This is a genomic window from Fulvivirga sp. M361, from assembly GCF_007097395.1.
Lineage (GTDB): Bacteria > Bacteroidota > Bacteroidia > Cytophagales > Cyclobacteriaceae > Fulvivirga.
The window spans coordinates 245,889-271,516 of record NZ_VKDC01000007.1 but is presented as its reverse complement, the minus strand read 5'-3'; the positions used below and the strand labels follow the sequence as shown (position 1 = coordinate 271,516).

Annotated in this window: 21 protein-coding genes; 6 read left to right on the top strand and 15 right to left on the bottom strand. The window is 42.2% G+C overall.

Annotation, left to right across the window (positions count from 1 at the left end; all coding sequences use genetic code 11):
- The first annotated feature begins 13 nt into the window (after positions 1–13).
- A complete protein-coding gene (locus FNH22_RS10380) occupies positions 14–388 on the top strand; it encodes a hypothetical protein (RefSeq protein ID WP_143398290.1) in 375 nt (124 codons plus the stop codon).
- A 309-nt stretch (positions 389–697) separates the two neighbouring features.
- Here the strand turns inward: FNH22_RS10380 and FNH22_RS10375 are convergent, their stop codons facing one another.
- The 10 genes from FNH22_RS10375 to FNH22_RS10330 form a co-directional block, all read right to left on the bottom strand.
- Positions 698–1,834, bottom strand: a complete 1,137-nt coding sequence (locus tag FNH22_RS10375; RefSeq protein WP_143398289.1) for a glycerate kinase — start codon at positions 1,832–1,834, stop codon at positions 698–700.
- A 597-nt stretch (positions 1,835–2,431) separates the two neighbouring features.
- Positions 2,432–3,484 carry a hypothetical protein gene (locus FNH22_RS10370; protein WP_143398288.1) on the bottom strand — a complete coding sequence of 351 codons (1,053 nt, stop codon included), beginning with the start codon at positions 3,482–3,484 and terminating at the stop codon, positions 2,432–2,434.
- 104 nt (positions 3,485–3,588) lie between these two features.
- The gene (locus FNH22_RS10365; protein ID WP_143398287.1) at positions 3,589–3,954 is read right to left on the bottom strand and encodes a cupin domain-containing protein; all 366 of its coding nucleotides are present in this window, start codon (positions 3,952–3,954) and stop codon (positions 3,589–3,591) included.
- Between the two features lie 37 nt (positions 3,955–3,991).
- Positions 3,992–5,353: a TrpB-like pyridoxal phosphate-dependent enzyme gene (locus tag FNH22_RS10360; RefSeq protein ID WP_143398286.1), complete on the bottom strand. Its 1,362-nt coding sequence runs from the start codon at positions 5,351–5,353 to the stop codon at positions 3,992–3,994.
- 375 nt (positions 5,354–5,728) lie between these two features.
- Positions 5,729–8,767, bottom strand: coding sequence for an alpha-amylase family glycosyl hydrolase (locus tag FNH22_RS10355; protein WP_185154170.1), 3,039 nt, complete (start codon positions 8,765–8,767; stop codon positions 5,729–5,731).
- Positions 8,768–8,859: 92 nt separating this feature from the next.
- Positions 8,860–9,999, bottom strand: coding sequence for a SusE domain-containing protein (locus FNH22_RS10350; RefSeq protein WP_143398284.1), 1,140 nt, complete (start codon positions 9,997–9,999; stop codon positions 8,860–8,862).
- A 10-nt stretch (positions 10,000–10,009) separates the two neighbouring features.
- A complete protein-coding gene (locus FNH22_RS10345) occupies positions 10,010–10,834 on the bottom strand; it encodes a hypothetical protein (RefSeq protein ID WP_143398283.1) in 825 nt (274 codons plus the stop codon).
- 6 nt (positions 10,835–10,840) lie between these two features.
- Entirely contained in the window at positions 10,841–11,362 is a 522-nt protein-coding gene (locus FNH22_RS10340) for a DUF5004 domain-containing protein (RefSeq protein WP_185154169.1), read from the bottom strand.
- Positions 11,363–11,372: 10 nt separating this feature from the next.
- The gene (locus tag FNH22_RS10335; protein ID WP_185154168.1) at positions 11,373–12,782 is read right to left on the bottom strand and encodes a RagB/SusD family nutrient uptake outer membrane protein; all 1,410 of its coding nucleotides are present in this window, start codon (positions 12,780–12,782) and stop codon (positions 11,373–11,375) included.
- Between the two features lie 19 nt (positions 12,783–12,801).
- Positions 12,802–15,846: a TonB-dependent receptor gene (locus tag FNH22_RS10330; protein WP_185154167.1), complete on the bottom strand. Its 3,045-nt coding sequence runs from the start codon at positions 15,844–15,846 to the stop codon at positions 12,802–12,804.
- Between the two features lie 243 nt (positions 15,847–16,089).
- On the opposite strand from FNH22_RS10330, the gene FNH22_RS10325 reads away from it, so the two are divergent.
- The 4 genes from FNH22_RS10325 (at position 16,090) to FNH22_RS10310 (ending at position 21,595) form a co-directional block, all read left to right on the top strand.
- Positions 16,090–17,127: a LacI family DNA-binding transcriptional regulator gene (locus tag FNH22_RS10325; RefSeq protein ID WP_143398279.1), complete on the top strand. Its 1,038-nt coding sequence runs from the start codon at positions 16,090–16,092 to the stop codon at positions 17,125–17,127.
- A gap of 283 nt (positions 17,128–17,410) precedes the next feature.
- Positions 17,411–19,651: a glycoside hydrolase family 3 N-terminal domain-containing protein gene (locus FNH22_RS10320; RefSeq protein ID WP_185154166.1), complete on the top strand. Its 2,241-nt coding sequence runs from the start codon at positions 17,411–17,413 to the stop codon at positions 19,649–19,651.
- Positions 19,652–19,663: 12 nt separating this feature from the next.
- Positions 19,664–20,158: a gluconokinase gene (locus FNH22_RS10315; RefSeq protein WP_255518024.1), complete on the top strand. Its 495-nt coding sequence runs from the start codon at positions 19,664–19,666 to the stop codon at positions 20,156–20,158.
- A gap of 87 nt (positions 20,159–20,245) precedes the next feature.
- A complete protein-coding gene (locus FNH22_RS10310) occupies positions 20,246–21,595 on the top strand; it encodes a GntP family permease (RefSeq protein WP_143398278.1) in 1,350 nt (449 codons plus the stop codon).
- A 496-nt stretch (positions 21,596–22,091) separates the two neighbouring features.
- Here FNH22_RS10310 and FNH22_RS10305 read toward each other — a convergent pair whose 3' ends face one another.
- The 4 genes from FNH22_RS10305 to FNH22_RS10290 all read right to left on the bottom strand — a co-directional run bounded on the left by FNH22_RS10305 (position 22,092) and on the right by FNH22_RS10290 (position 24,960).
- The gene (locus FNH22_RS10305; protein ID WP_143398277.1) at positions 22,092–22,469 is read right to left on the bottom strand and encodes a hypothetical protein; all 378 of its coding nucleotides are present in this window, start codon (positions 22,467–22,469) and stop codon (positions 22,092–22,094) included.
- The gene (locus FNH22_RS10300; protein WP_143398276.1) at positions 22,450–22,776 is read right to left on the bottom strand and encodes a hypothetical protein; all 327 of its coding nucleotides are present in this window, start codon (positions 22,774–22,776) and stop codon (positions 22,450–22,452) included. The genes FNH22_RS10305 and FNH22_RS10300 overlap by 20 nt, the downstream gene beginning before the upstream one ends.
- 5 nt (positions 22,777–22,781) lie before the next feature.
- Positions 22,782–24,119 carry an IS4 family transposase gene (locus FNH22_RS10295; RefSeq protein ID WP_185154165.1) on the bottom strand — a complete coding sequence of 446 codons (1,338 nt, stop codon included), beginning with the start codon at positions 24,117–24,119 and terminating at the stop codon, positions 22,782–22,784.
- Positions 24,120–24,495: 376 nt separating this feature from the next.
- On the bottom strand, positions 24,496–24,960 hold the full coding sequence (locus tag FNH22_RS10290; RefSeq protein ID WP_143398274.1) for a hypothetical protein: 465 nt from the start codon (positions 24,958–24,960) through the stop codon (positions 24,496–24,498).
- 90 nt (positions 24,961–25,050) lie between these two features.
- Between FNH22_RS10290 and FNH22_RS31980 the strand changes: the two genes are divergently transcribed.
- Positions 25,051–25,206: a hypothetical protein gene (locus FNH22_RS31980; protein ID WP_185154164.1), complete on the top strand. Its 156-nt coding sequence runs from the start codon at positions 25,051–25,053 to the stop codon at positions 25,204–25,206.
- Between the two features lie 13 nt (positions 25,207–25,219).
- Here the strand turns inward: FNH22_RS31980 and FNH22_RS10285 are convergent, their stop codons facing one another.
- Positions 25,220–25,624: a hypothetical protein gene (locus FNH22_RS10285; protein ID WP_143398273.1), complete on the bottom strand. Its 405-nt coding sequence runs from the start codon at positions 25,622–25,624 to the stop codon at positions 25,220–25,222.
- Between the last annotated feature and the right edge of the window lie 4 nt (positions 25,625–25,628).

Sequence of the window (25,628 nt, the reverse complement as noted above, 5' to 3'; positions counted from 1 at the left end):
GACATATAACTATATGAAATTCAGGGAAAACGAATATACTACCATGTTTGTTGAAAACGGAATACTTCACTTTTATTATAAAGAAGTAGATGTCATTGACCTAAACGTGGCTAAGATTTGTGTCTCGGAAAGATTGGAATTTAGTGAAAACAATGAATATCCCTGCCTTGTAGATTCTGCCAAAACTCATAATATCACTAAAGAGGCCCGAGATTACTTCGCCAAAGAAGGTAATGAATTAATTACAGCTAATGCTATATTGGTCAGGTCGAGCGTATTCAAGATGATTGTCAACTTCTTCATTCAAATCAACAAACCTGCCAAACCGACAAAAATGTTTACCAATAAAGATCAGGCCCTTCTCTGGCTTGAACAATTCAAAAATTGATATCAGTTAATCGCAAAGGTATTTTTATCGGGTTCAAAAGCAACTTGGATTTTTCAGATATGTCGTTGGCTTTACAGTTTAACGTGCTTGCAGATGAATATTGACAGTGAACAAAGTCTAATACTTACTTTGAATAGTAGCGTGCTAAAAACCTAAAAAGTCATCCTATCTTGCTGAAAAAGTCCTGGAAAAAAGTTTTACTAGCTCCTCTTTGTTAAGCCAGGGCACATTCTCTTAAGACTTCATTTTATTGAATTAAAACATTGCTTCAAGAAAGGGCTGTAAGCTTTTAGTTGCGTTTAGAGCTCACTATCTGCTATCGGAAATTTTGAAAAGACTCTCCCCTATCTCCTGGGCCAGCAGTTTTAAATGATAGCCAGCGTTCTGCAGCGCATCTTGTTCATTCTTGGCACGATCCGTAATGGTTAAAAGCCTTTCAATACCTTTGCCATTAAGATCAATATCATCATCTACTCTTCCAGCCAGTGCTACGATGGGCTTCTTATGCTTTTTGGCAAGGCGGGTAAGTCGAGCGATGGTTTTACCCTCCATCGTCTGAGCATCTATTTTGCCCTCCCCGGTGATGATAAGATCAGCCTGTTGAATTTTCATTTTGAGATCTGTATAGTCAGCTACCAGGTCAAACCCTGGTATAAGTCTGGCACGCATGAATGTCAGTAAGGCGTATCCTAATCCTCCTGCTGCACCAGCACCCGGATACCTCGTATAATCAAGGCTCATCATGGCATTGACATGTTCACTGTACCTTACCACGCCATTTTCCAAACGTTCCAGGGCCTCAGGGCCAGCTCCTTTTTGTGGACCATAAACATAAGTAGCCCCGCGCTGACCAATTAAGGGGTTAGTAACATCACATGCTGCAATAAAACGTACACGCTTGGTCTTTCTTCTAAATTTTATGATATCAGCATCTTTTACCTGGTCCAGGAATTTAGCGCCCTGTCCAAGCACTCTGGCATCTTTATCATAAAAAACACCTCCTAAAGCCTGGATCATACCCATGCCGGCATCATTTGTCGCACTCCCTCCCAACCCAATAATAATATTTTTATACCCTCGATCTATAGCATCTTTTATAAGTTCACCTGTGCCGTAAGTAGTAGTCATCCAGGGATCACGTTCCTGCTCCCGGATCAGTTCCAAACCAGAAGCCAGTGCCATTTCAATAACAGCTGTTTTTTGATGTATCACACCATAATAGGTGTCAATTTGTCTACCCAAAGGATCACTTACCCGGACGTCTATTATGGATCCTCCTGTGGCTGCTACCAGGGCCTTGACAAAACCCTCTCCTCCGTCTGATAAAGGCAGGCAATTTGTATTTATCGAAGGGTTCGCTGCTAAAAGACCCTGCTTAATGGCGTCGGCCGCGTCATTGGCTGAGATAGATTCTTTAAAATTATTAGGGGCTATTAATACTCTCATAGATTAAGAACAGGCACTCCACGTAACCTGTTATAAATACATAAATTAAGGCAAAAACTCAATTCTTCTGAACAAATAAACTTTACCTACAACCCTATCCTAAGATCATCCAAAAGAAAACCGAAAATACGACATGCTAATGATCTAAAGAAATATTTTCCGCAAAAATTAACACTACCTTTATCATTTTCTTTAGATGAAAATAATTAAAAATGAGATACTTAACCAGTATTTAAGCGAACTTATTCATGGTAGTCGTGTTTGATGAGCACACTACCACAGTTAAATCACAAAATTCACCAAAATAGTACTTTTCTAAGTAAGTTAGGTAATCATGAAACATTCACCAATTTGCACACACTTATTAACTGTTTAAACATACTTTTTTTTCAAAGTGATGCTACTTTATGGTAGGATAAACATTTCACCCCATCATTGATTACATAAATCGTAGTATAAAATACGGAAAAATTATAAGATTGTCAATGCACGATTGAATAACTAAGATGCTGTCCTCTTATATATTGTAAAATACGGGTTAACGCTTAAAGAAAAATACCAGACTAATTCATATTTGTTATATGGATAACGTCTCAGTCAGTCCGATATCGGAAAATGATACGTCTGCTTCTGCTCAAGGACTTTATTAAGGCTTTTTTGGACCAATGCCCCCATAGTTTCGCATATTAAAAAGCCATCATCACTATAGTGTTTTGCAAGTTCTGCACGGAGTGTTGCAATATATTCCGGCTTGGAGATATCGTCTTCAGACATCGCTTTCAACAATTCTTTGATGAATTTTTTACCCAGTTTATACCTGCGGGCAATGAGTGATCGCTCTTCTTTTTGATATTGCTTCACTGTTTCTATGGTGAGGCAATCCAGCCCTATTTGTATTAACGGATTATTTTCCTTGAAATATTGAGGTAAATAAATGGATTTTCGGCCTTCATAAGACTGCTGGTCAAAGTCAATGGCCCGTATCCTATAGTCTACATCATCAAAGTCAGGAGTAATGTTGACCACAAAGTTATTGGCATGCATATCACCTAATAACCGGATAAAACAACGTTCATTAAATTTGACAAACTCCTTTGACAGTCGTATTTTATTAAGGTTCACATCCTCAAGGTACTGACGAATGAATTGATCACCTGGAACACCTATAATATGCTGCTCGATGAGCGTATCGTTATCCACTAAGTAACTAATGCGATTAGGCGACAGCCAGTGCTCCAACTCCAGGCCATAAACTCTCGAGGCATCTGCCTTCTTCAAGTAAAAATAATCAAAATTGTCATTGATCCGATTCACTACTCTCACTCGAAAGGGTTGCGTATTTCCATACACACACAGATCGATACGGTCTACATAGAGATGTTCCATTACAGAAAGGTCACCGTCTGCCTTTAACATGGCATAGACCTTCTTTAAACTATAATGGATATATTCCATTTCATGCTGAGCGTAAAAAACGGTTTCCCAAAGCGTATCATTTTGTTTCTTATCCAGCAAAGCAATGGAATTCTCATACCGTAACAGGTCCCTGTATTGGATGGGCAGCTTCACCTCTCGCTGTTGCCGCTTTAAGTATTGCCTTAGCCGTTGACTTACAGGATAAATGTTTTTCTTTTTACTGATCAATGCCATATTGATGATTTCTACTTCTTTATCATTGGGTTTTAAGTTCTCGAAGACGTTTTGAGGACCCTTTTATATGGACTACAAACCATTACGGGTCGATAAGGTGAAATTCATATCCAATTTTGATCCTTCACCGTACGTTCATGTTCTATCACACCCGTATGTTTAGTAGCTTTAGGTTCAAAGAGCAAAACCCACACTTCTTCCCCCCCTTCTGTGCGTGGATTATGCTCTACTCCCCGGGGTACAACAATCAGCTCTCCCTTCTTTACTACTTCTGTTTTATCTCTAAAGTGCATGTGTAATGTACCTTTGAATACCATAAAAAGCTCATCTTCATCCTCATGACTGTGCCAGACAAATTCATTTTCGATCTTGGCAAGTTTTACATATTGACCGTTGAGTTCTCCAATTATTTTCGGGGTCCATGTTTCATTGAACTTCTCGAATTTTTCTAAGATATTGACTGTATTCATATTTGATCATTCTAATAACATAGGATTTACGCCACTATTATATATCAGGCGTATCAATTTCAGCAATAAGCTTATCTACATCGCTTTGTGTTAGTTCATGCTTAACAATATTACCGGCAAAATAATCTTCATAGGCTTTCATATCAAAATTTCCGTGCCCACACATATTGAAAAGGATCGTTTTGGAAACACCTTCTTCCTTACATCGCTCTGCTTCTTTAATAGCGGTAGCAATACCGTGAGTGGCTTCCGGAGCAGGAATGATACCCTCTGTCCTTGCAAAAAGAACTCCAGCTTCAAATACTTCCAGGTTATCATGTGCCGTGGCTTCTATCAGCCTGTCTCGAAGCAGCTGACTTACGATCACACCAGCTCCATGATATCTCAGTCCACCGGCATGAATGGGAGCCGGAACAAAATTATGTCCCAATGTATACATGGGCAATAGTGGCGTCATACCTACATTATCTCCAAAGTCGTACTTAAATACACCTCGGGTAAGTTTGGGGCAGGAGGACGGCTCACTGGCAATGCACCGGATACTTTTTCCTTCTTCCAGGTTATATCTTAAAAACGGAAAGGCCAGCCCGGCAAAGTTAGATCCACCTCCAAAGGGCGCAATGACAATATCAGGCATAGCATCCGCTTTCTGCATTTGAACAACAGCCTCTTGCCCAATGATCGTTTGATGGAGTTTTACATGATTTAATACACTGCCTAAAGCATATTTGGTATCATCACGGGTAGCTGCACGCTCTATGGCCTCTGATATGGCAATACCTAATGAACCGGTAGAATCGGGGGTTTCCGCTAATATCTTCCTCCCCGCCTCTGTCCTGTCAGAAGGTGAAGCCATCACTTTGGCCCCCCAGGTATTCATCATTATCTTTCTGTAAGGTTTTTGATCATAAGAGATCCTTACCATATAAACTTCACATTCAATATCGAATAAGTTACAAGCAAAACTCAACGCACTCCCCCATTGGCCCGCTCCTGTTTCCGTAGTGATCCTTTTTACACCTTCCTGTTTATTGTAATACGCCTGTGCAACGGCCGTATTGGGCTTATGAGACCCTGAGGGGCTTGCACCTTCGTATTTGTAATAAATCTTGGCTGGTGTATCTAATGCCTTCTCTAATCCAAATGCCCTGTACAATGGCGTGGGCCTCCACAAGGTGTACACATCACGCACTTCATCAGGTATTTCAATCCATTTATCCGTGGTCACTTCCTGTTTTATGAGCGCTTCTGGAAAGAGAGGCGCCAGTGCATCAGGGCCAATAGGCTCTTTGGTACCGGGATGGAGCGGCGGCAATGGCTTATTCGGCATATCGGCAAGGATGTTATACCATTTGTCAGGAATTTCATTTTCACTTAACAGGATTTTACGGTTTTTCATAGTGCTATTTTTAGTTCTTGATGGGGAGGCAATACGTATTCCTACAAAGTCCGATGACGTACATCCCACCCTACTTAATCTACTAAAAATAGTATAAGATTAACTGATAATGAACAAATTATTCTGTCTATCAGCCTGAAATCCCGATAGTCATTGTGAGCATCACAAATAACATTGATATCTCCTGTGCTTTACAAAAGGACTTCCGGAAGGTGGGACCAGGTAATGATTGGTAAAAGGCGGGCTCAACACTAGTAGTTAGCCCGCCTTCTTATCACCTGGAAGTAGCTTGGTTTTGGCTAATCTATCCTCAGATCAGCTATTTTTTCAAAGGGTGTTACATTTTAGAAGCACCGCTTAACACTCATTGTCTGGTTATTTTTTCACTACCCGCCCCACATTTATACCTTGTTTACTATGTATTACAATTAAATACATACCCTTGTTCAAATGCTGTACAGATGTCTGATAGAGCCCGCTTATGCTGCCTTCAGTGTGTATTACTTTACCGGAAAGGTCTGTAATGCTCAAATCATAAACTACGGCACCTCCATCAATGGTCAGCCTGTCCTGGGTGGGGTTAGGGTATATTGAAAAGCCTGGTACCTGCTCTATGACCAATGAGGTAATTACATTTGTGGTGGTAATGGTCAGGACGTTGGATTCAGCAGCATCGATACTGTTAGAAGACACTACCTTGTAGGCATATTCTTGTAGTGATACTGCCTCTTCGTCCAAATAACTTGTTGTATTGGATGGCAGGGTAGCGATCTCTTCAAATGCGCCACCATTATCAGAGCGTAAAACTTTATAATTGACTTCTACTGCTGAATTGTCCAACCATTGCAATTGCACACCTTTTGCCTGTATTTCCGTTAAGCTTAAAAGCTCCGGCGCCAAAGGTGTAACGTAACCGATCAATTCAGCCTCGGTTTCTTCCAATGCCACATCTGTGTATATTCTGAACTCACCAGGCTGCAAATTCAGATTTATCGTAGCTTCCGAAACCTCCAATAGCTCCCCTCCTGCAAAATAATGGTACCAGTTTCCGGTATGTGGAAAGGTCAGGTCTGTTGGCGTAGTGGTTACATTAAAATTGGCCACAATGACCACATTCATATCATCCGGAGTTAACGGACTCTCAACAAAAGGGTCATTTTTAAGCACGATCTTTTTCACAAGTGACTGACTTTCATCAAGGGTAAAATCCAGCGAGCTGAATACGCTGTAAGATGTTTTCAAACGGATAATTTCTGCCGTCACCTTATTCAACCGAACACGGTCTTCATCAGTGTCATAGCTAAGACCGTCAGCAGCTGTTTGCCAGGGTATCGGCTTATTACCCGTACGACCATTTTGATTGATACTGATGTCATATCCCAGCTCTCCAAACTGCCAAAGCATGCGAGGTCCGGGAATAGCATAATAAACAGCAGAAGCAGCCTTAACACGCTCCAGCGCTATGTCTAAATTGGTCGTGTTATGTCCTCCCCGGGTAGTGTTCCCTAACGTCAGATTCCGGTATACCAGCCTTTCCTCATCATGACTTTCCATGTATGAGATCAGGTTAGGGTCATTCCAGCCACGGGTAGCATAATAGGCCCAATCTATATTGGAGCTTTCTTCGTACCCCATGGTCAGCTGATTAAAATTTTCATTCATATTCCCCCAAAGCATGATCCCATAATCCGCCAATACCTTTTCCTCCTGGTTGTCTGAAAGGTGCTCAAAGATCACATATGCCTCCGGGTGATGCGACCATATCTTATCCACCATGCGGGTCAGAATGTCCACACGTGATTGGTCATAGGCATTCCAGGCACCTAAATTGTCTCCGGTAAAGGTTTGCGTAAATCCTTTACTCAGGTCAAAACGATATCCATCGAAACGGTATTCTTCCAGCCAGTAGTGGTTTACGGTGTCCACATAATGCTGTGTATTGAGCGATTCATGGTTGAAATCAAAAAACACATTAAAAGGATGGGTAGCTTGCTGATTAAGCCAGGGACTGTCTGCTGCCGGTCTTTTGTTCGCTTCATCCCAGTAAAGCGCTGCCAATGGATTTCTTTCGTGGGTATGGTTCAGTACCATATCCAGTATTACTGCCATACCGCGTGCATGACAGGCATCGATAAATCCTTTCAGCGCATCTTTCGTACCGTAATATTTATCAGGAGCAAAAAAGTAAGCAGGATTATAACCCCAGCTCAGGTTACCATTAAACTCCATGATGGGCATAAGCTGTATGGCATTTACTCCAAGGTCTTCCAGGTAATCCAGCCGGTCAATAACTGCCTGGTAATTATGGGCCACGTCAAAGTCACGAACAAGTAATTCATAGATCACCAGGTCTTCCCTGGCGGGAGGCACAAAATCATTTACGATCCAGGGATACGACGGTTGATCCGTCTGCATCACAGACACCCACCCTTCGACTACCTCATTATCAGGATAAGGTGTGGGGTTGGGATAGGTTATCTCGTCTATAGCCCCATCTTCAGCAGGGTCCAGGATCTTATCCGCATAGGGATCTCCTACCTGTAATGTTTCATCTACAAGGTATTGAAAAGCATATTCTTTCCCGGGAGTAAGGCCGTTGACCGTAAGCCAGAAATAATCACCGTCCTTTGCGAGTTGATAGTTCTCTGAAACCGTCCATTGATTAAAATCTGCTAACAGGTACACGGAATTTTTACCCGGAGCAAACAGGCAAAAAGTAGCTTTAGTAGCATCTGCGTCATAATTGATCCCCTGAATGATCCCTGCCGGCCTTGTACCTGTAGGGTTTGCCCGTACTACGTACGTAAATTCATCAGAAACCATACTCCCCCCGTTATCCGCCTCAATTCTGACCGGAACAGAGCCACTGGATGCGGCTACAAAATCAAACGTCAGCTGACTGGCCTCGCTCACGCTCTGTACTGATTCCCCGTCAACAAACAAAGTAAGGTCTGCAGGTATCGACGCATCCGCTGTAACGCTAATGGTGCCTGATGGATCCGCGAAAAGAAACGGAGCGTCCGGTCGGGTAAATTTAACAGCTATATCCCCTTTATTTATGTCAATAAATAAATCAATGGTTTTCCCATCATCAAACGTAACTGCCTTTACGAGAAAACCAATACGCGTGATCTCATCCGCAGGTTTATTAAAAAAGGTGGTAGGCGTAAACGTTATACTGTATTCATTGGCCTGCCCGGTAGAAGTAAATTTAGCCAGATCCTGGGCCGATGTGGCGGGGTTCACATTCGTGGGAGCATCAAAATCAGGTTCCAGCTCAGGTAACCATGCCCAGATCCAGACGTTGGTCTCATCTTCCAAAGAACTAGTGCCAGTTACATCAACGGTAATGGTCAATGGTTGATCGGCAAGGGCAAAGGAAGGGTCAGTCGTAACCGTTTGTGCTATTGACATTGCACAAACCAGTGAGAGAAGATAGCTAAATATTGCTTTCATAAAAAGAGAAGAGGGCCTTTTATAGACCCTCTTTCAAATGAAGTATTATATTAATCTAATGTGATAGCCTTATTATTTTCATCAAGTGTTATTTTGTATGCACCGATCTCTCCTATAAATCTAAAATTGTTACTATCGTCATTAGCATCTTCGAAGGCTGCATCAATGGTAAACCCTTCACCTTCATAAAATGGGTAATTGCTGCCCGAATCCCAATCTCCTCTGACGGCAAAAAACCGGAACGCGTCATTAGAAAAATTTAGGAAAGAAACCCATGTATTCTCTTGGACCTGAAACATTTCTATTGGATTGTCCCAACCCCATCCTGCCGGGGTGGCTGCTCCCACCATGAATTTCGAAGGCCCCACAGGTTTTACTAATGAAATAGAAAACACATCCTCAGATATTTTGGTGATATCCTCAGTAGCCGCAATAACTTTCCAGTCCAATGTCACAAAAGTACCCATCGGCACATTCAGATCTGCTAACAGGTCAAGTAATGCCTGGTGAGTGATGGTCAACTCATTTTCTGTACCACTTTGCTCAGCATCTAATGTCACCAGTGGTTCCGAGAAGTCGCCGCCAGCAGTATCTGCTACCCATTGATAAGTAACATCTGTACCGAACCCTGCAAATGTACTGTCCCATTGTATTACAACTTCACTGTCAGGATCGCTGTCAAATAATCCTGCATATTGGTTATCGGCCGGTGTAGCAAGATTAAATGGCGCTATTTCGTTTATGAACCTTCTTATGGTAATAACAGCGGGGTCAGCCACCGTTGTAATATCACCATTAGTAGCAGAAACCGTCCATTGACCTTCTAGCTGTTCTCCAATGCTTAATCCTAAATCTATAAGCAGATCATCTAACGCCTGGTTAGTAAAGGTAATGGAATTGGATAATCCCTCCTGATCTGATTTGAAGGACAAAATAGGATCGGAAAAGTCACCATCTGCTTCATCCAGCATCCAGGTGTATATTACATCTGAATTAAGGCCACTCCTGGCCTCTCCCCACTCGACCACTATTTCTCCATCCCGATTGATAGAACTTAAATTTACGGTTGACCCTTCAATGGGATTCAAATTGAAGTCTCTTAGACTTTCCAAGCCCGTAGTGCTTGGAAAATCTTCCTGATCACAGGCTAAAAGACCAAGGGCCAAAAATATATAACTAATTTTTTTCATGTCTTCGTAGTTAATCTATTAACAATGGAAATGCATCGAATGTAGCCGTCTGAGTATTCCCATCAGCACTGCGAAAGATATAGTTGATCTTTGTTATCTGATCTCCTTCCTCTATCGGAAAAAAGTCTTCGGGAATAAATGAAAGAGAGAATATACCATTGCCTCTGTCCGTTAACTGAAGTTCAGGTGTGGTAGAGACATCTCCCCATTCTGCCTTTTTAACATCACTAAAAGCACTACCATCCGCTTTAGTACCTTCTACAAAGATATAGGCATAGATCTCTTCCAATTCTTTCATTGCTGAATTCTCAGCTAAAGACTGATCAAAATACAAGGTAACAATATCAGCGGTAGTGAATTTGACTGGAAAATTTCGATTTTGACTCGGAATGAATACCAAAGGCTGAACATCTATAAAAAGGTTTTCACCAGAATCAATTCCATCCGACCAATCTGAGCTCTTTAGTTTAATTCCTAATTCCTTTATTTCTGCAGGAGTCCTTCCATAAAAATCGACGGGAGTCATTGTTATTCTATAAATATTAGGGTTTGTCTCATCCCTTGTCATTAAAGCACCTTCAGTATCCTCTCCTCCGGCAGGGTTAATATTGGTAGGTGCATCACAATCAGGGTTTGCCTCTCCCGGACACCCTCCCGGAAGCCAGGTCCATATCCACACCCTGTCCGCATACCCTTCCAGGCTGGATCCTGAAACATCCACAGTCAATGTCACCTCATCCACAGCAGTAAATACGGCCGGACTAGCAGTCACGGATTGAGCCTTCACGATCATAGAAGGCAAAATCATTAGTATAAGTAAAATAATATTTTTCATAATCCTTTATTGCTTAATAAATTCATACTGGTAACTCAAAAAAGGTATTTTTTCATTTTTACTATTCACTTGATATCTGGTCAGCTTAAGATTTAATATCCCATCTCCAAGTCCCAAATACGTTTCTATATTGAGCGTATTTCCGTTTTCAAATTGGAGTTCACTAGGTGCATCCATGTCATCTAATGTCCATGTCCCTTCCAACGCATCTACGATATTAGGCGCATCTCCGGGATTGACCTGAAAATTCGATGGGTTACCCTGATCATCAAACCCGAGACTTAGTACAAGTTCTTCGAATGGAAACAGCTGGGTCACCTCTAAACTTTGAACAAAAGCAGGAAACCCTTTACTGATGGCATCTTCATCATTTTGCATCACCTTTGTCAATGTCCATGTACCTGCAATTTCGCTGGTACGATTGAAAGGCTCGCCTATTTCAGGCGAATCATCTATGCAACCTGATAACAGCACACTCAATGCTAACATCAGGTAAACGAACGGTATATATATTTTAATTATTTTCATTATCATTTATTTAACATCCACCTTCCTGATTCGGAGTAAAAACATCTGTTCCGCCAGCGCCGGCTATCTCTATGTCCGGAAACTGGATCGCCATACCCGGGCAGTCCCAGTTAGCTCCACGTATTTTTAACGTAGACTCACCGTTCACTCCCCTTCTTCGTAAATCGTGAAATCTTTGACCTTCAGCCACCAACTCCAATCTCTTTTCTGTTCGGAGCGTACTGAGTAGAGTCGTCTGACTTGTGCTACCAGGCAAAGGGGTTAGCCCGGCTCTTACCCTGATATCGTTAACATCACCAATAGCGGTGGCTAATGTCGCGGGCTGGTTCAATTCGGCACCTGCTTCTGCTCTAATGAACTTCACTTCAGTCACGTGTAATAATGGGACATTGAAGAAGTTAACCCCATCAAATTTAGTAATTGAAATGGCCTGATTTTGAGCACCTTCATCAGACACATCATACCATTGAGCACGCAAATCACTTGGGTTGGAAGTCGCCAGGGCATGCAGTTCTTCGGAAATTCTTAAGGTGGGTGGGTTATCTCCATCTGATCTGAAATGCGTTGTAAACTGCGTTCCCCTATGATCATTGACATTACTTATCATAAAGAAAATAGCTTCATCTGATCCTCCCGGAGAAAATCTTTCCGTAAATTCATCTGCGCTGGTATTAAAGGCGTAAGGCCCGTTCTCTATCACATCATTGGCCAGGTCAAACGCACGCTGAAAGTTGTGCATATGGAAATAAACCTTCGATAATATGGCCTTTGCCGCCCAGGAATCCGCATACACACCGTTCTCATCAGGAAGTAATGTAGTAGCATCTTCCAGGTCCTGCACAATTTGCGCATAGACCTCTGCCACAGTATCCCGGTCTCTCGCTTCGGGAGAAGGTTCAGTACGTAGTACAACTCCCAAATGGGTATTTTCAGGTGTAAAACCATAAGGATGTGCAAACAGCCTTATGAGCTCAAAGTAACAAAAGGCTCGTAGTAACTTAGCCTCTCCTTCAATACGGTTTGCATCGTTAGATCCTTCCAGGATGTCCAGGTTTTGTAATAACACGTTCGACCTGTAAATGACAAAATGGGGTTCATCAAACATGTTCTGGGTATACCCTGTAAAAAAAGAACTGGACCTATCATAGTAGGCTCTAAAATCTGCATCATTGAGATTATTTTGACTTCCGTCTATATTATCTGCCATCACTTCCGAGATCGCCTGAACCCGGCCTCCTAAAAAATCACCTCCTTCTCCTCGTAATGCATCGTAAGCCGCATTGAGAAGTTCCTGCATATCTTGCGGAGTTTGCAACGCTTCTTCAGCGATGATCTCGCCTTTCGGCTCAAGCTCCAACAGATCATCACAAGCCATCAAAGTACCCATGATGATAAAGCACGTATATTTTAATAATTTCATCTTTTCTACCATTTTAGATTTAAAAGCCAATGTTCACACCCAACGTGAAAGCACGCTCTTGCGGTGCAGTAAGATAAGTCACATTAGGGCTTAGGTTTCTACCCTGGGGCCCTTCATGATCACGCACAATTTCCGGATCGGCCCCCGGGAATTTTGTGAAAGTGAGCAGGTTGGTAGCATTGAAATAGACCCGGGCATTTCTGAGTTTCATTTTACTTACGAATTCATCCGGTAAATTGTATCCCAAAGTTACATTTCTTATCCTTCCAAATGTACCGTCATAAAGGAATTGGGTGGTATTCAAATTCCAGAAACTAGCCAATCCACCATAGTTGTTCGCCTCCATTGTTAATCTTGGGAATTTGGCCACATCCCCTGGCTGTCTCCACCTATCGGCGATCTCGCTCCTCATATTCCAATCTGACACTACACCCAGCTGCCGCTTGCCGGAATCGTCATAAATATTTCCTCCTAACGTGAAGGTGAAAAGAATGCTTAAATCAAAGTTTTTATAATTGAATGTATTGGTAATACCGCCTGTCCAGTCCGGAACCACATTTCCTACGGGCACTCTATCATCCAGGTTAAACTCATATGTTTCATTTCCTTCTTTATCCAGGAAAATCGGGAGCCCGTTCTCAGGATCTACCCTGGCGAACCTGTTCAGGAAGTTCACTCCAACAGGTAATCCTTCCACCACCCGGGTATCACCGGAACCGGCAATGGCATCAGGAGGTGTAGCTCCAATATCCAATACCTCGTTCTTAAGATGAGAAGCATTGATCTCCGTAGTCCATCCGAACACACCATCAATATTTCTCGATTTGATGCCGATCTCAAAGCCTTTATTACTGATCTCGGCGATGTTCTCAAAGTACCTTTCAAAACCTGTAGAAGCTTGTACCAATCTATCTATCAGCACGTCACTGGAGTTCTTGTCAAAGTATGCCACCTCCGCAGTGATACGATCATTCAGGAATCCTATCTCAACCGCTATGTCATACGTACGTTGAACTTCCCATTTCAAGTCCGGGTTTTCCAGTCTGACAGGAAAGATGATAGGCTGTTGATTGTAACGGTTCCCGTCATCTCCTTCTCTCCGCTGGAAGGTACCCCATCGCTGGTAGTTAGGAATGTCCGCATTACCGGTAATCCCCCAACTTGCTTTTAACTTCAAGAAATTGATCGCTGTAGTTTTAGGAAACCAGCTTTCTTCAGATAAAACATAACCTGCTCCCAGGCTTGGGAAGAAACCATAACGGTTATTGCTACCAAACCTCGAGGAACCATCCACACGAGCAGATGCCTTTACAAATAGCTTGTCTTTGTAATTGTAGTTTACTCTTGTGAAATAACTTAAGAAAGACCATATCTCATCCGGCGCTGTTTCATAGACCGGATTGGGTAAAGGATTATCATTGTCATCAAACCTGTCCGGAATGGCCGGATCATCAAACAACGGGCCATCCACACCGAATGCTTCTATTTTATTCCACTTTTCAGTAAGTGATTCCTGGTATTCTCCGCCTACCAAGAATTTAAAGCTATGATTCTGATCTACGTTGAGATCGTAGGCTGCCGTTGCTGAAAGCGTATAATTGGTTACCCAGGTCGGGTAGCGCTTGGCGATGTTTTCTGTATTGGTGATTTCCTGTGGTTCAAATTGATCATCCAGAATATCCATATAATCAAGACTACCGGAAACGTTGATCTGGAGTTTGTCAATGGGTGCGTAATTGAATTTCAACGTAGACAGCACTCGGTTTTCACGTGTTCTCCACTCATTCAGCTCCTGCTTTCTCAAAGGATTATTACCTCCTGTAAAGAAAGAGCCATCGTCGTTTCTTACCGGGTAAATGACCAAAGCATCTGACATTGCAGCGCCTAATCCACCATCCCAGGCACCACTTACCCGGTTATTAACCCCCTGACTCAAGGATGTGGTAACGGATGCTTTAAGTTTGTCGGTAAAATTATAATCCAGGTTAACCCTACCGCTAAGCCTTTCATAACTATTACCAACAAGGAAACTCTCATTATCACTGTAAGAAAAGCCTATATAAGTAGACAGTTTTTCATTCCCTTGAGACATACTAATATTATATTCCTGTCTGATCCCCGTCTGTGTGGTAAGGTCAATCCAATCGGTATCTGTTTGCCTGGCTTGCTCCCAGGTAACTTGTCCCGGTAATTCGGCCAGTCCTACGTTACCATCGTTCTCCCAGGCCTCTTGTCTGAGTTGCAACCATTCTTCAGAGGACAGTAAGTCCACCTCTCGGGTAGGTTGAGATATACCAAATTTAGTACTGAAGTTGAAGGTTGGTTTACCACTTTTACCACGTTTAGTGGTGATCAGGATAACCCCGTTCGCACCGCGAGAACCATAAATAGCGGCTGCAGAGGCATCTTTTAAGATCTCTACGGATTCAATGTCATTGGGGTTAATGGTCGCTAAAGGGTTGTTGTTGAAAGCCCCTCTGTTATCATTAAGGAAGTAATCCTGTGTGATGGGAATACCATCTACCACATACAACGGATCACCACCGGCACTCAGGGAAGCAATACCCCTTACCCTGATCATCGAGCCGGCGCCTGCCGTACCACTACCCTGAATTACCTGAACGCCTGCTGCTTTTCCTTGCAAGGCGGCCTCAAAACTAGGTACTGAAGTACTCATTAGCTCCTGTCCGTCTACTTTGGAAATAGAGCCGGTCACTTCCCTTTTTGTTTGTACACCGTAGCCCACTACTACAACTTCCGTGAGTTGGGCTATGTCAAGATCCATTGAAATAGTTAGATTAGATTGAGTACCCACTGTTAATTCCTGCGGTTTATATCCCACAAAAGAGAAAACAAGGACATCACTCTCGTTTACAGTCAGTGAAAAATTGCCACTGAAATCTGTTACCGTACCTGTAGAGGTACCTTTTACCAGGATGTTGACCCCCGGAAGAGGTGCTCCATCCGAAGCGTCGGTCACTGTTCCCCGCACAGTTGTCTGGGCGAATATTGAACAGGGGAATAGAAATCCCAGGACCCAAAGGACTAGTAAATTTTTCTTCATAAAATTCTGAAATAAGGTTGAATTACACATCGAATTTAACTACGATAATGGCATAAAAACTAGCGTTTTATGCAAAATAATCACGAAATCGGAACCGCAAACGTTTGCGGATAACGTAGCATTTTTTCCTCGAAAAAAGAGGGCTTTTTATAACATGATCCTCCTCATATTGTCGCCTCCAAATGGTAATAATTGACTCAGACAGTATATATTTGTTGACACCTAAATTACTCAACCTTAGCCATGAGAAGTAGTCAAGTCACTATCAAGGATATTGCACGCGCGTTGGGTATCTCCCCTTCCACCGTGTCCAGAGCGTTGAAGGACCACCCGGACATTAGTCCCGAAACAAAAAAAGCAGTTACTGATTTAGCGGATGAACTTAACTATCAACCTAACAGTATTGCCCTTAGCCTTCGTCATAGTAAGAGCAACACGATTGGTGTGATCATCCCACAGATTGTACATTGGTTCTTTTCGACGGTCATCAGTGGTATTGAAGATATCGCATACAGCGCAGGTTACAGCGTGATCGTAGCACAGTCCAATGAATCCTATGAAAAGGAAGTCAAAGATGTTAAAGCGCTATTCAACAACCGTGTAGACGGTATTATCATTTCTATGTCCAAAGAAACTTCCAAATACGATCATTTTGAGTCAGTTTATGATCGTGGCGTCCCTATGGTATTTTTCGACCGGGTCTGTGATGCGTTAAATACGAGTAAGGTGGTGGTAGATGACCATGCGGCGGCCTATGAAGCTACGCAACATCTGATTGACCAGGGTTTCACACGAATAGCCCATTTAGCAGGAGCCAAAAACCTTAAAATAAGTGATGAACGTTTGAAAGGTTACAGAACGGCGCTGGAAGACCACGGCCTGAAGTTTAATCCCGACTACGTAGTTTATGAAAACCTGGCGGATGATGAACGGCCTTCAAGGGCGCTTACCACCAAACTACTCGGGATGAGCGAACCTCCTGACGCAGTCTTTGCCAGTAATGACACTTCTGCGCTCGGCGCCATGCTGGCAGCACGTGAACATGGCCTGAAGTTACCCGGAGAATTTGGTATAGTAGGTTTTAGCAACTGGCGCTTTACCGCTCTTACCGAACCTACCATGACCACCATTGATCAGCCCGGTTTTGAAATGGGCCAGGAAGCTGCCAGGCTCCTGATCAAAGAGATCGAAGCAAAAGAGGAAGATATCATTGAGCCGGAGACCAAAGTATTAAAGACCAAACTCATCGTTCGGCAATCTTCCAGGAAGTTAATGAATTGAGTGGATTATTGTTTCCCTTAGTAGAAACATTGCCATTTCTGTTTGCAAAGCTTTCCTGATGAAAAAGCTTTGGAATATCCATAAGCTACTTTTAGCTCATTACACATTATTATATTTCCTGACCGGGCATGGGTAATCTTCCTAATTAGCTGGAAAAATGTATCAATCACGCTGATAAAGTCAGTACGGCTGCTTCCAATGATTACATTTACAATGGTCTCAGATCACCTAATCAGTAAAACACGCTATATGTTCTTACTTCTACCCTCAAATTAAACGGGAAATGCAGCGCTTACATGTCTTAATAACCGGGTTTCTGCTCGTAAACAGCTTCTGTGGATTTGCACAAATGTCCTTCGACGCTCGTATTGATTCCATAGTAGCCATCATGTCACTCCGGGAAAAAATCGGGCAGACTGCTCTTCGTGGTACTTCCAGCCGCGTTAAAGGCACCCTTCCTGAGGAACTGAAGCAAGCTGTGAGAGAGGGAAAGGTCGGGGCTTTTCTCAATGTCATGAATACCGATTATGTGGATGAACTTCAACGTCTGGCCACAGAAGAAAGCCCGCATGGCATTCCTTTGATCTTTGCCAGGGACGTCATCCATGGTTTCAGGACCATTTTTCCCATCCCGCTGGGTATCGCCGCCTCCTGGGACCCTGAAGTAGCCAGGGCGTGTGGGCGAATTTCAGCCATAGAAGCTTCTTCCGTCGGGATACGATGGACGTTCGCTCCTATGCTTGACATTGCCCGGGACAGTCGCTGGGGAAGAATCGCTGAATCTCCGGGTGAAGATCCTTACCTGGCATCTTTACTGGCAAAAGGATACGTAGAGGGATTCCATGGAAACAGCTTGAAAGACCCTACTTCTATGGTGACTTGTGCTAAGCACCTGATAGGATATGGTGCCGCCATTGGGGGCAGAGATTATAATACGGCTATCATTCATGAACCACTGCTTAGAAATCTTTATGTTCCTCCTTTCACAGCTGCCATTAAAGCAGGAGCGCCTACCGTAATGTCCTCTTTTAATGAAATAAACGGATTACCGGCTTCAGGTAACAAATTCTTACTGACAGGCCTGCTCAGGGGGGAACTCCATTTCGACGGTTTTGTAGTGAGTGACTGGAATTCCGTTACCGAAATGATCGACCATGGTTTTGCCCGGGATGAAAAACATGCGGCCGAACTGGCTGCAAATGCCGGTTTGGATATGGAAATGACCAGCAAAGCCTATGAAGATCATATTGAAAGTCTGATTGAAGAAGGAAGCCTCTCCGAGGATCAAATTGACTTTTATGTAAAAAATATTTTGAAGGTCAAGTTCCGCATGGGCTTGTTTGAACGTCCTTACAGGGATAAAGACACCGAAAAAAGGTTTTACCTTCCTGATCACCTGCAAAAGGCAAAAGAAGCTGCGATCAAAAGCAGTGTACTGCTAAAAAATGAGCAATTGCTTCCTTTAAAAAAGGGGACGAAAATTGCTCTAATCGGCCCTTTGGCCAATGCACCCAGAGAACAGTTGGGTACCTGGACATTTGACGGTGAAGCAGACCAATCAATCACTCCGTTCAAAGCCTTTAACGAGCAAAGTCCTGAAGTGCTTTTCTCTCCCGGGCTAACGTTCAGCAGGGACCGTTCCAAAGAAGGGTTTGATGAGGCTTTGAGACTGGCCCAAAAGTCGGATGTAATCCTTTTTGTAGGTGGTGAGGAAGCCATTCTATCCGGAGAAGCCCATAGCCGGGCGGATATCGGCTTGCCGGGTGCACAAGAGTCACTCATTGAAAAATTAGCCCTGTTGGGCAAACCCATTATTTTAGTGATCATGGCAGGAAGGCCGATCGCGATCTCACGTATTATCGATAAAGTGGATGCGGTACTTATGTGCTGGCATCCGGGAAGTATGGGAGGGCCGGCTTTATACGATATGATCTATGGCAAAAGTGAGCCGGGAGGAAGACTACCGGTAAGCTGGCCTAAAACGGCGGGTCAGTGCCCCATTTTTTACAATCACAAAAACACCGGAAGACCTGCGGATAGCACATCGTTCGTTCACATCGATGAGATCCCCGTAGGGGCCTGGCAAAGCTCTCTGGGCAACAATTCCCATTACCTGGACGCAGGCTTCTCTCCTCATTTCCCATTTGGATATGGTTTGGGGTATTCGGATTATGCTTATTCAAAGCTTTCGTTATCCCATAAAGAACTGGCAATGAATGAAGCACTAACGGTCACCGTCTCCGTCACCAATACCGGTACCCGAAATGGTGAGGAAGTAGTCCAGCTCTATGTCCAGGACGTGGTAGGCAGCATAACACGCCCCGTTCGTGAACTCAAGCGGTTCAGGAAAATCTCGCTGGATCAAGGGGAAACTAAAAAAGTATCCTTCCGCTTATCCTCAAAAGACCTTGAATTTATGAACCACCAACTTGAAAAAAGGGCGGAACCCGGATTGTTTCGTGTATGGGTAGGCCCTAACTCATCTTCAGGACTTCAAAATTCTTTTTCTTTGAAGGAAAACTAAAACCATTCGCTTTTGAAACAGGTCATCATCATTATGGGAGTAAGCGGCAGTGGAAAAACCTTAATAGGTCAATTATTGTCAAAACAGGTTAACCTCCCATTCTATGATGCAGATGATTTCCACCCGAAAGCAAATATCATCAAAATGAAAAGCGGGCACCCGCTGAATGACCATGATCGCCAAAACTGGCTGGAGATACTTAATGATAAATTGATAACCTGTAGCAAGTCTACGGGAGCCATCCTGGCATGCTCGGCTTTGAAAGAAAAATACCGGCAACAGTTATCGTCACAGGTAGACCATGTACACTGGGTCTACCTGGACGGAACGTATGAACTCATCAGAAGCCGACTGGAAAACCGGAAAGACCATTTTATGAAAGCGGATCTGTTGAAATCACAGTTTCATGATCTGGAAATTCCGGACTACGCTATAAAAGTAGATATTCGTCTATTTCCACAGGAAATGGCAGATAAAATACGGGCAGAACTGAATATACTCTCGTGAAAAAGATCCTGACTTTATTTTCGATATTTGCCAACATCCTGCGTAAAGGTATAAAATCAGTCATTGACCAATAACCCTATAGCTCCGATGATCGATCTTTCTCTATTGGCCGCTGTAATCCTGGGGATCTGCCTTTTGCTTTTACTTGTACTGCAATTTAAGCTCCAGGCCTTTATTTCATTGCTGATCTCCAGCATAGCCGTTGGTATCATCGCCGGAATGGACCCCCTGGACATCATCAGCACTATCCAGGAGGGGATGGCCAATACATTGGGCTTTGTAGCTGTGGTGGTAGGATTGGGATCAACCTTCGGGGCCATTCTGGAGCACTCCGGGGGTGCCGGGTCACTGGCCAACTATTTATTGGAAAAGTTCGGAGAAAAAAGAGCCTCCTGGGCGCTTATGCTTACAGGCTTTTTGGTGGCCATCCCTGTTTTCTTTGATGTGGCTTTTATCATTTTGATCCCCTTGGTCTACGCACTACAACGCAAGACCGGAAAATCTCTCATCTTATACGCCATTCCCTTATTGGCCGGCCTGGCCATTACTCACGCCTTTATCCCTCCTACACCAGGCCCTGTGGCAGTAGCCGACATTCTTAAAGCAGACCTGGGGTGGGTAATCGTTTTCGGCTTTATAGCAGGTATACCGACAGCGATCTTATGTGGACCGGTTTTCGGGAAATACATTGGCAAGAAAATAAAGGTGCATGCCCCTTATTTTGAAGATAATTCACCATCGCCCCTCTCCCCTCCTCCTGTGGGATTAATATCTATCATCATTGCCGTTCCCATTGTTCTGATCGTTGCGAATACCGTTTTATCCGGTTTTTTAACCGATGAAAAGTCTATGTATTACATTGCTCAAAAATGGTTACAAATGATCGGTCACCCTTTTGTGGCCCTGGTAATTGCCAACCTGCTGGCATGGTATTTTTTGGGGCTCAAAAAAGGCTTTTCCGCATCACAAATGCTGGACATTACGACGAAATCCATGGCCCCAGCAGGGATCATCATTCTTCTGACAGGCGCAGGTGGAGTATTCAAACAGATGATGATCAATACCGGCGCCGGTGAAATGATGGCCACCTATTTTGCGGATGCCGGCATGGGGATTCTATTTTTTGCTTTCCTGGCTGCAGTATTGGTAAGGGTTTTACAGGGCTCGTCTACCGTAGCCATGATCACTGCCGCCGGTCTTGTGGCCCCTACGTTGACAGGTGAAGTTTCTGAATTGTCCAAAGCGTTGCTGGTTATTGCCATTGCCTCCGGAGCGTCCATGGCTTCCCATGTCAATGATAGTGGATTCTGGCTCGTAAGCAAATACCTGGGAATTACGGAAAAAGAAACTTTCCATAGCTGGACGGTCATGACCTCTCTTTTGGCCTTGACCGGGTTTGTGGTTGTGATGTTGCTGTCTTTGTTTTTTGGTGTTTGATGTATCTCGGTTTCTTTTCATTTTCTGAAATTTAGCTCAAACGAGCCTGATTCAATGTCTGATCAACGGTAACAGGTCTAGTATAAATGCGGACTAGTAAGAAACAAGCCGACTTAATAAAAATAGGAAAGGCTTAAAAACAATTAGCTTTCTGTACACTTACAAAAACCGATATCTCTACCAGCCCTTCCATGAATTTTTCGTATTCATAATCCATCCCGGCCGGAGGCCTATTTTATAGTTGTCACTCGGAAACCCGAGCGATTGAGAGAGAAGTAAAAAGACCAACGCTATAAATTACCCTTTCTATAAATTCAACTTTTGGGTTGTTTTGCATTCTTTACCAGAGGACGTACTATTCCAAAATACAATAACAACGAGTTTGAGACTAATACCAGTATAATAACTAACAACCCATGATTGTTGAACACAAAATAGCTTGACAGAATCACCACCATAACTATAAGTATCTTATCGAACAGGTTCTGTGAACTTTTCATTTTTTACGATATGGATGTTCTTTCCAACCATCTTTTGGGACTACTATATCAGTTGCAATGGGGGAATCAAAATATATTTCTGTCAGTTTTGGATCATCTACCCAATACTTTAATACATACTTTGAACCTAACTTAGCTTCGGCACATGCATGAGAAGTACATATATTCTCGAACAATTCTCCATTGGCAGTATATTCATACTTCTTACCAATATCTTTTGAAGAGGAATAATTATCTACCATAGTACATACAGTATATCTGACCTCTGAATTAGATTTAGTGATATATTCGTACATCAAGTATCCAATAACAGATAGCACCAATACAGCAAAAAAAGCTATTGATAAACCAAATTTAATGTTCTCTATTTTCATTTTGCCTTATGTTAACTTTTACACCATTTGCTATAACTTTCATGGATAAATCTGCTCCAGCCTGGATCAATGGTTTTACTCCGCTACGCTGAATACCCGGAATGCTTGAGACGCGTCCTGCCACATATCCTGTAACAAAATCTACAGCCGCATCAGAGTTTAGATTGACTTGAAACTTATCATTTGAGAAAGGCTTGAAATCCACAACCGCACCAAAAGCTGCACTTTGAGGTGTATTTAAACCAAGGAAGCCCTGCGAAGCTATATCTGCCACATCCAACCCTCCTAGATATAGTTTGTAACTCATAGCCGTCAAGTTAAGAGTTGAAATTGATTGAATATATCGTAAAAGGGAGTTTTCCCCTTTTTCCTTTCTAGTCTAAGGTTTTGGTTTGCTTTTTGAAAAGTGGAGTATAACCACTTTTCAATGGATGCATTTCTCCAGAGCATATCCCTTAACAGGAGTGGTTTTCGAAGTGTTTGTTTGAAGAATTTCCATAGACTACACATATTATTTTGGCTAGTGCTGTACATCCAGCTATTGACAACGAAAAACATCTTCCAATTGGTCACCAGCCAAATAAGTTTAGCCATTAGTTGGCATTCAAAACGTTCTACTTTCATTTTCGAAAGAGCGTTGACTTTTCCTAAAGACTTCCACACTTTGAAGATAAGTTCTACTTGCCATCGGGCTTTATAAAGCTTAACTACCATCTGGGTAGACATTTTCTTGTTATCAACATTAGTGAGGTATACGTTCAACCTGGCACGAGATTTATATTCGTTACTCACACTATAGCCTTTGTCTTTTGCCCTTCTCTTTGCCAGAGCCATTCGTTTTGAGTAGATATGATCTGGCACTTTGGTAACAATCATTCTGCACCTATGATATTGTTTATCGCCAACAAGAACTTCTTGATCTAAGTGGTCAATCTTTTTTCGATTCATCGTTTGTACAATATCTTTAAAATTGACTGTTCTTTGTTTATCCTTTACTTGATAAACGCCTAATTGCGGAGGTAACCTATTAAGAAAGTATGCCTCTTTTTTTATAACATTTTCTATAAAGCTCCTGGATATATACCCCAGATCTCGAATGACCAAATCGTTTTTATTTATATTCTCTTTTAGTTCCATGGAGTCTTTATGGTCATTCCTGGTTCCACTGTTAACCGAAAGATCTATGATTTTACCAGTTAACAAATCGTATTCATACTGAATACTTACCATAGCAGCTGATACGCCTTGATTGCCTCCATACCCCTTATACTTTGTAGAACAGTTAGCCAATAGGTTCCATCTGGTGAAATCTTTGACCCGTAAACTATTAAAATGTTGACCGTCGCTGGAGGATAGGTTAACCTGAATTTTTTTTTCTAGCTCAGTACTAAGTAATGACTTTAAAAAATCAACAGCTTCTTTATTAAAGCGCTCATCAATTCCTTGCTTACTAATAGAAAACCCTTGTTCTTCAGAAAGGTAAGCACAAAAATCATTTAAACTGGCTCCTGCAGACTGAAGGTTACCAAACATCAACATCTCAAGAAAATCTCGAACTGATAATTTAGAACTACGCTGTACAAAACCACTCTTTTTTGCTAAATCTTCAACAAGCTGTATATCAATGGTTTGACTGAAGTTTTTAGCCAAAATTTCAGCATACTTTTCAACCGATTTAGTAAGCTCGTTCTTTCCCTATGAAGTATCTTTACATCAAGAAAAAGGGGGCTAAGGGTAATCACACCCCCTTTTTCAATACTGTAATAAAACATAAAGATATGGGAAAAAACACTGGGTGTCCTAGAAAGGATGCTTTTGCCTAATCCCTAAAAATATTCAAATCCTCTTGCTTATCTTGACGGCTATGAGTTGCAATCTACGCTATAGTTTTCTCTCTTGGATAAGAAGGTGTAGATACAATTTACACCTAGTTTCTTGAAAGAATATTACGCTCAGATGGGGTCATAGACGCTCGTTTCCATTCGTAGACTTCAACCTTTGCCTGAAGTTAGAGAGGGATTAAGCTCTATTTTAAACCTGTTATACCTTTAAATTCACGATCCTTATTATCGTATATCATATATTTCTCTTCGCCAAAGTAATCAAACGCAAAAGAATATACACTATCAAGAGAATGTGGCTTAGGTTTCAAATAATCTATTTGAACAAAAGCAACTTTCTTAAAGGATTGATCATTCGAAATATCAGTTGAATAACTGCCCAATATATCATCCCTCCATTTTGCTTGATACCATATGACGACAAACCCTGTGTCATAATTATAAGACATAAAGTCCTCTAATTCAAAGTTTACTTGATCTGCTTTTAAGGGGAAAAAGTAATCTGTATTATATTTTGAAAAAAGAATGATCCCTTTACTTTTTGTCCTGTCTTGTTCTTTTGTAATTGTACAACCTTCAAGGGCAAATAAAGTAAAGCTTGCAACAAAGTAAACCGTAAACCTCGTATTATTATTTTTTAGATTCTCCAATTAAATTCCCTTTTTTATCGTGATCTACCCTCCTAGGTGTAGTTTGCTCTCTTGGATAAGAAGGTGTAGATATAATCTAAACCTAGTTTCTTGAAAGAATACTACGCTCAGATGGGAGGCTTGGTCTTTATCCTTCTCGTAGCGGTGGTGCTTCTTGGCTTTTATAAAATCATTGATAGTGTAACCATTGGAACTCTTGTTGGCGGTATCATTGGATATGCATTAGGTCGATTTAGGCAAGAGTAAGCACCTTGGTGTTTCACTGGTTATTACAACCTTTGATTACCCTAACATCGTCAGGTATCACTTCTACCATATAACATTCATTGTCTTTGTTTACTAGAAAAGTATCTGTGTCGACCCATTTAGTAACATGGATATCATAAATTGTCTCACTCCCAAAATTGAGGTTGTTTATAACGATGCGTTTATCCAATCTCTTATCAAACCCTTCATCATCTGTTAATATTTTCTCTACAATTAAATTAAGTCTCCCACTTTTATTATTGATTAAAACTCGGTTAAATCGACCGGAGACATTATCATACTTACTTGGCCCAACACTAACAGATACAAAATCAAAATAAAAATCGGGTTGACTAGCATTTTGATTTGAACATGCTGTTGTTAGGATAAGTACTATGGTAACTAAATTAAATCGCATCTTT

Excerpts from the sequence above, each read along its gene's own strand:
- FNH22_RS10370 (WP_143398288.1), bottom strand. The coding sequence starts at position 3,484 with ATGGCATTGATCAGTAAAAAGAAAAACATTTATCCTGTAAGTCAACGG.
- FNH22_RS10335 (WP_185154168.1), bottom strand. The coding sequence starts at position 12,782 with ATGAAATTATTAAAATATACGTGCTTTATCATCATGGGTACTTTGATG.
- FNH22_RS10345 (WP_143398283.1), bottom strand. The coding sequence starts at position 10,834 with ATGAAAAATATTATTTTACTTATACTAATGATTTTGCCTTCTATGATC.
- FNH22_RS10375 (WP_143398289.1), bottom strand. The coding sequence starts at position 1,834 with ATGAGAGTATTAATAGCCCCTAATAATTTTAAAGAATCTATCTCAGCC.
- FNH22_RS10365 (WP_143398287.1), bottom strand. The coding sequence starts at position 3,954 with ATGAATACAGTCAATATCTTAGAAAAATTCGAGAAGTTCAATGAAACA.
- FNH22_RS10355 (WP_185154170.1), bottom strand. The coding sequence starts at position 8,767 with ATGTCAATAGCACAAACGGTTACGACTGACCCTTCCTTTGCCCTTGCC.
- FNH22_RS10285 (WP_143398273.1), bottom strand. The coding sequence starts at position 25,624 with ATGCGATTTAATTTAGTTACCATAGTACTTATCCTAACAACAGCATGT.
- FNH22_RS10325 (WP_143398279.1), top strand. The coding sequence starts at position 16,090 with ATGAGAAGTAGTCAAGTCACTATCAAGGATATTGCACGCGCGTTGGGT.
- FNH22_RS10310 (WP_143398278.1), top strand. The coding sequence starts at position 20,246 with ATGATCGATCTTTCTCTATTGGCCGCTGTAATCCTGGGGATCTGCCTT.
- FNH22_RS10305 (WP_143398277.1), bottom strand. The coding sequence starts at position 22,469 with ATGAAAATAGAGAACATTAAATTTGGTTTATCAATAGCTTTTTTTGCT.
- FNH22_RS10380 (WP_143398290.1), top strand. The coding sequence starts at position 14 with ATGAAATTCAGGGAAAACGAATATACTACCATGTTTGTTGAAAACGGA.
- FNH22_RS10320 (WP_185154166.1), top strand. The coding sequence starts at position 17,411 with ATGCAGCGCTTACATGTCTTAATAACCGGGTTTCTGCTCGTAAACAGC.
- FNH22_RS10340 (WP_185154169.1), bottom strand. The coding sequence starts at position 11,362 with ATGAAAATAATTAAAATATATATACCGTTCGTTTACCTGATGTTAGCA.
- FNH22_RS10360 (WP_143398286.1), bottom strand. The coding sequence starts at position 5,353 with ATGAAAAACCGTAAAATCCTGTTAAGTGAAAATGAAATTCCTGACAAA.
- FNH22_RS10300 (WP_143398276.1), bottom strand. The coding sequence starts at position 22,776 with ATGAGTTACAAACTATATCTAGGAGGGTTGGATGTGGCAGATATAGCT.
- FNH22_RS10350 (WP_143398284.1), bottom strand. The coding sequence starts at position 9,999 with ATGAAAAAAATTAGTTATATATTTTTGGCCCTTGGTCTTTTAGCCTGT.
- FNH22_RS10330 (WP_185154167.1), bottom strand. The coding sequence starts at position 15,846 with ATGAAGAAAAATTTACTAGTCCTTTGGGTCCTGGGATTTCTATTCCCC.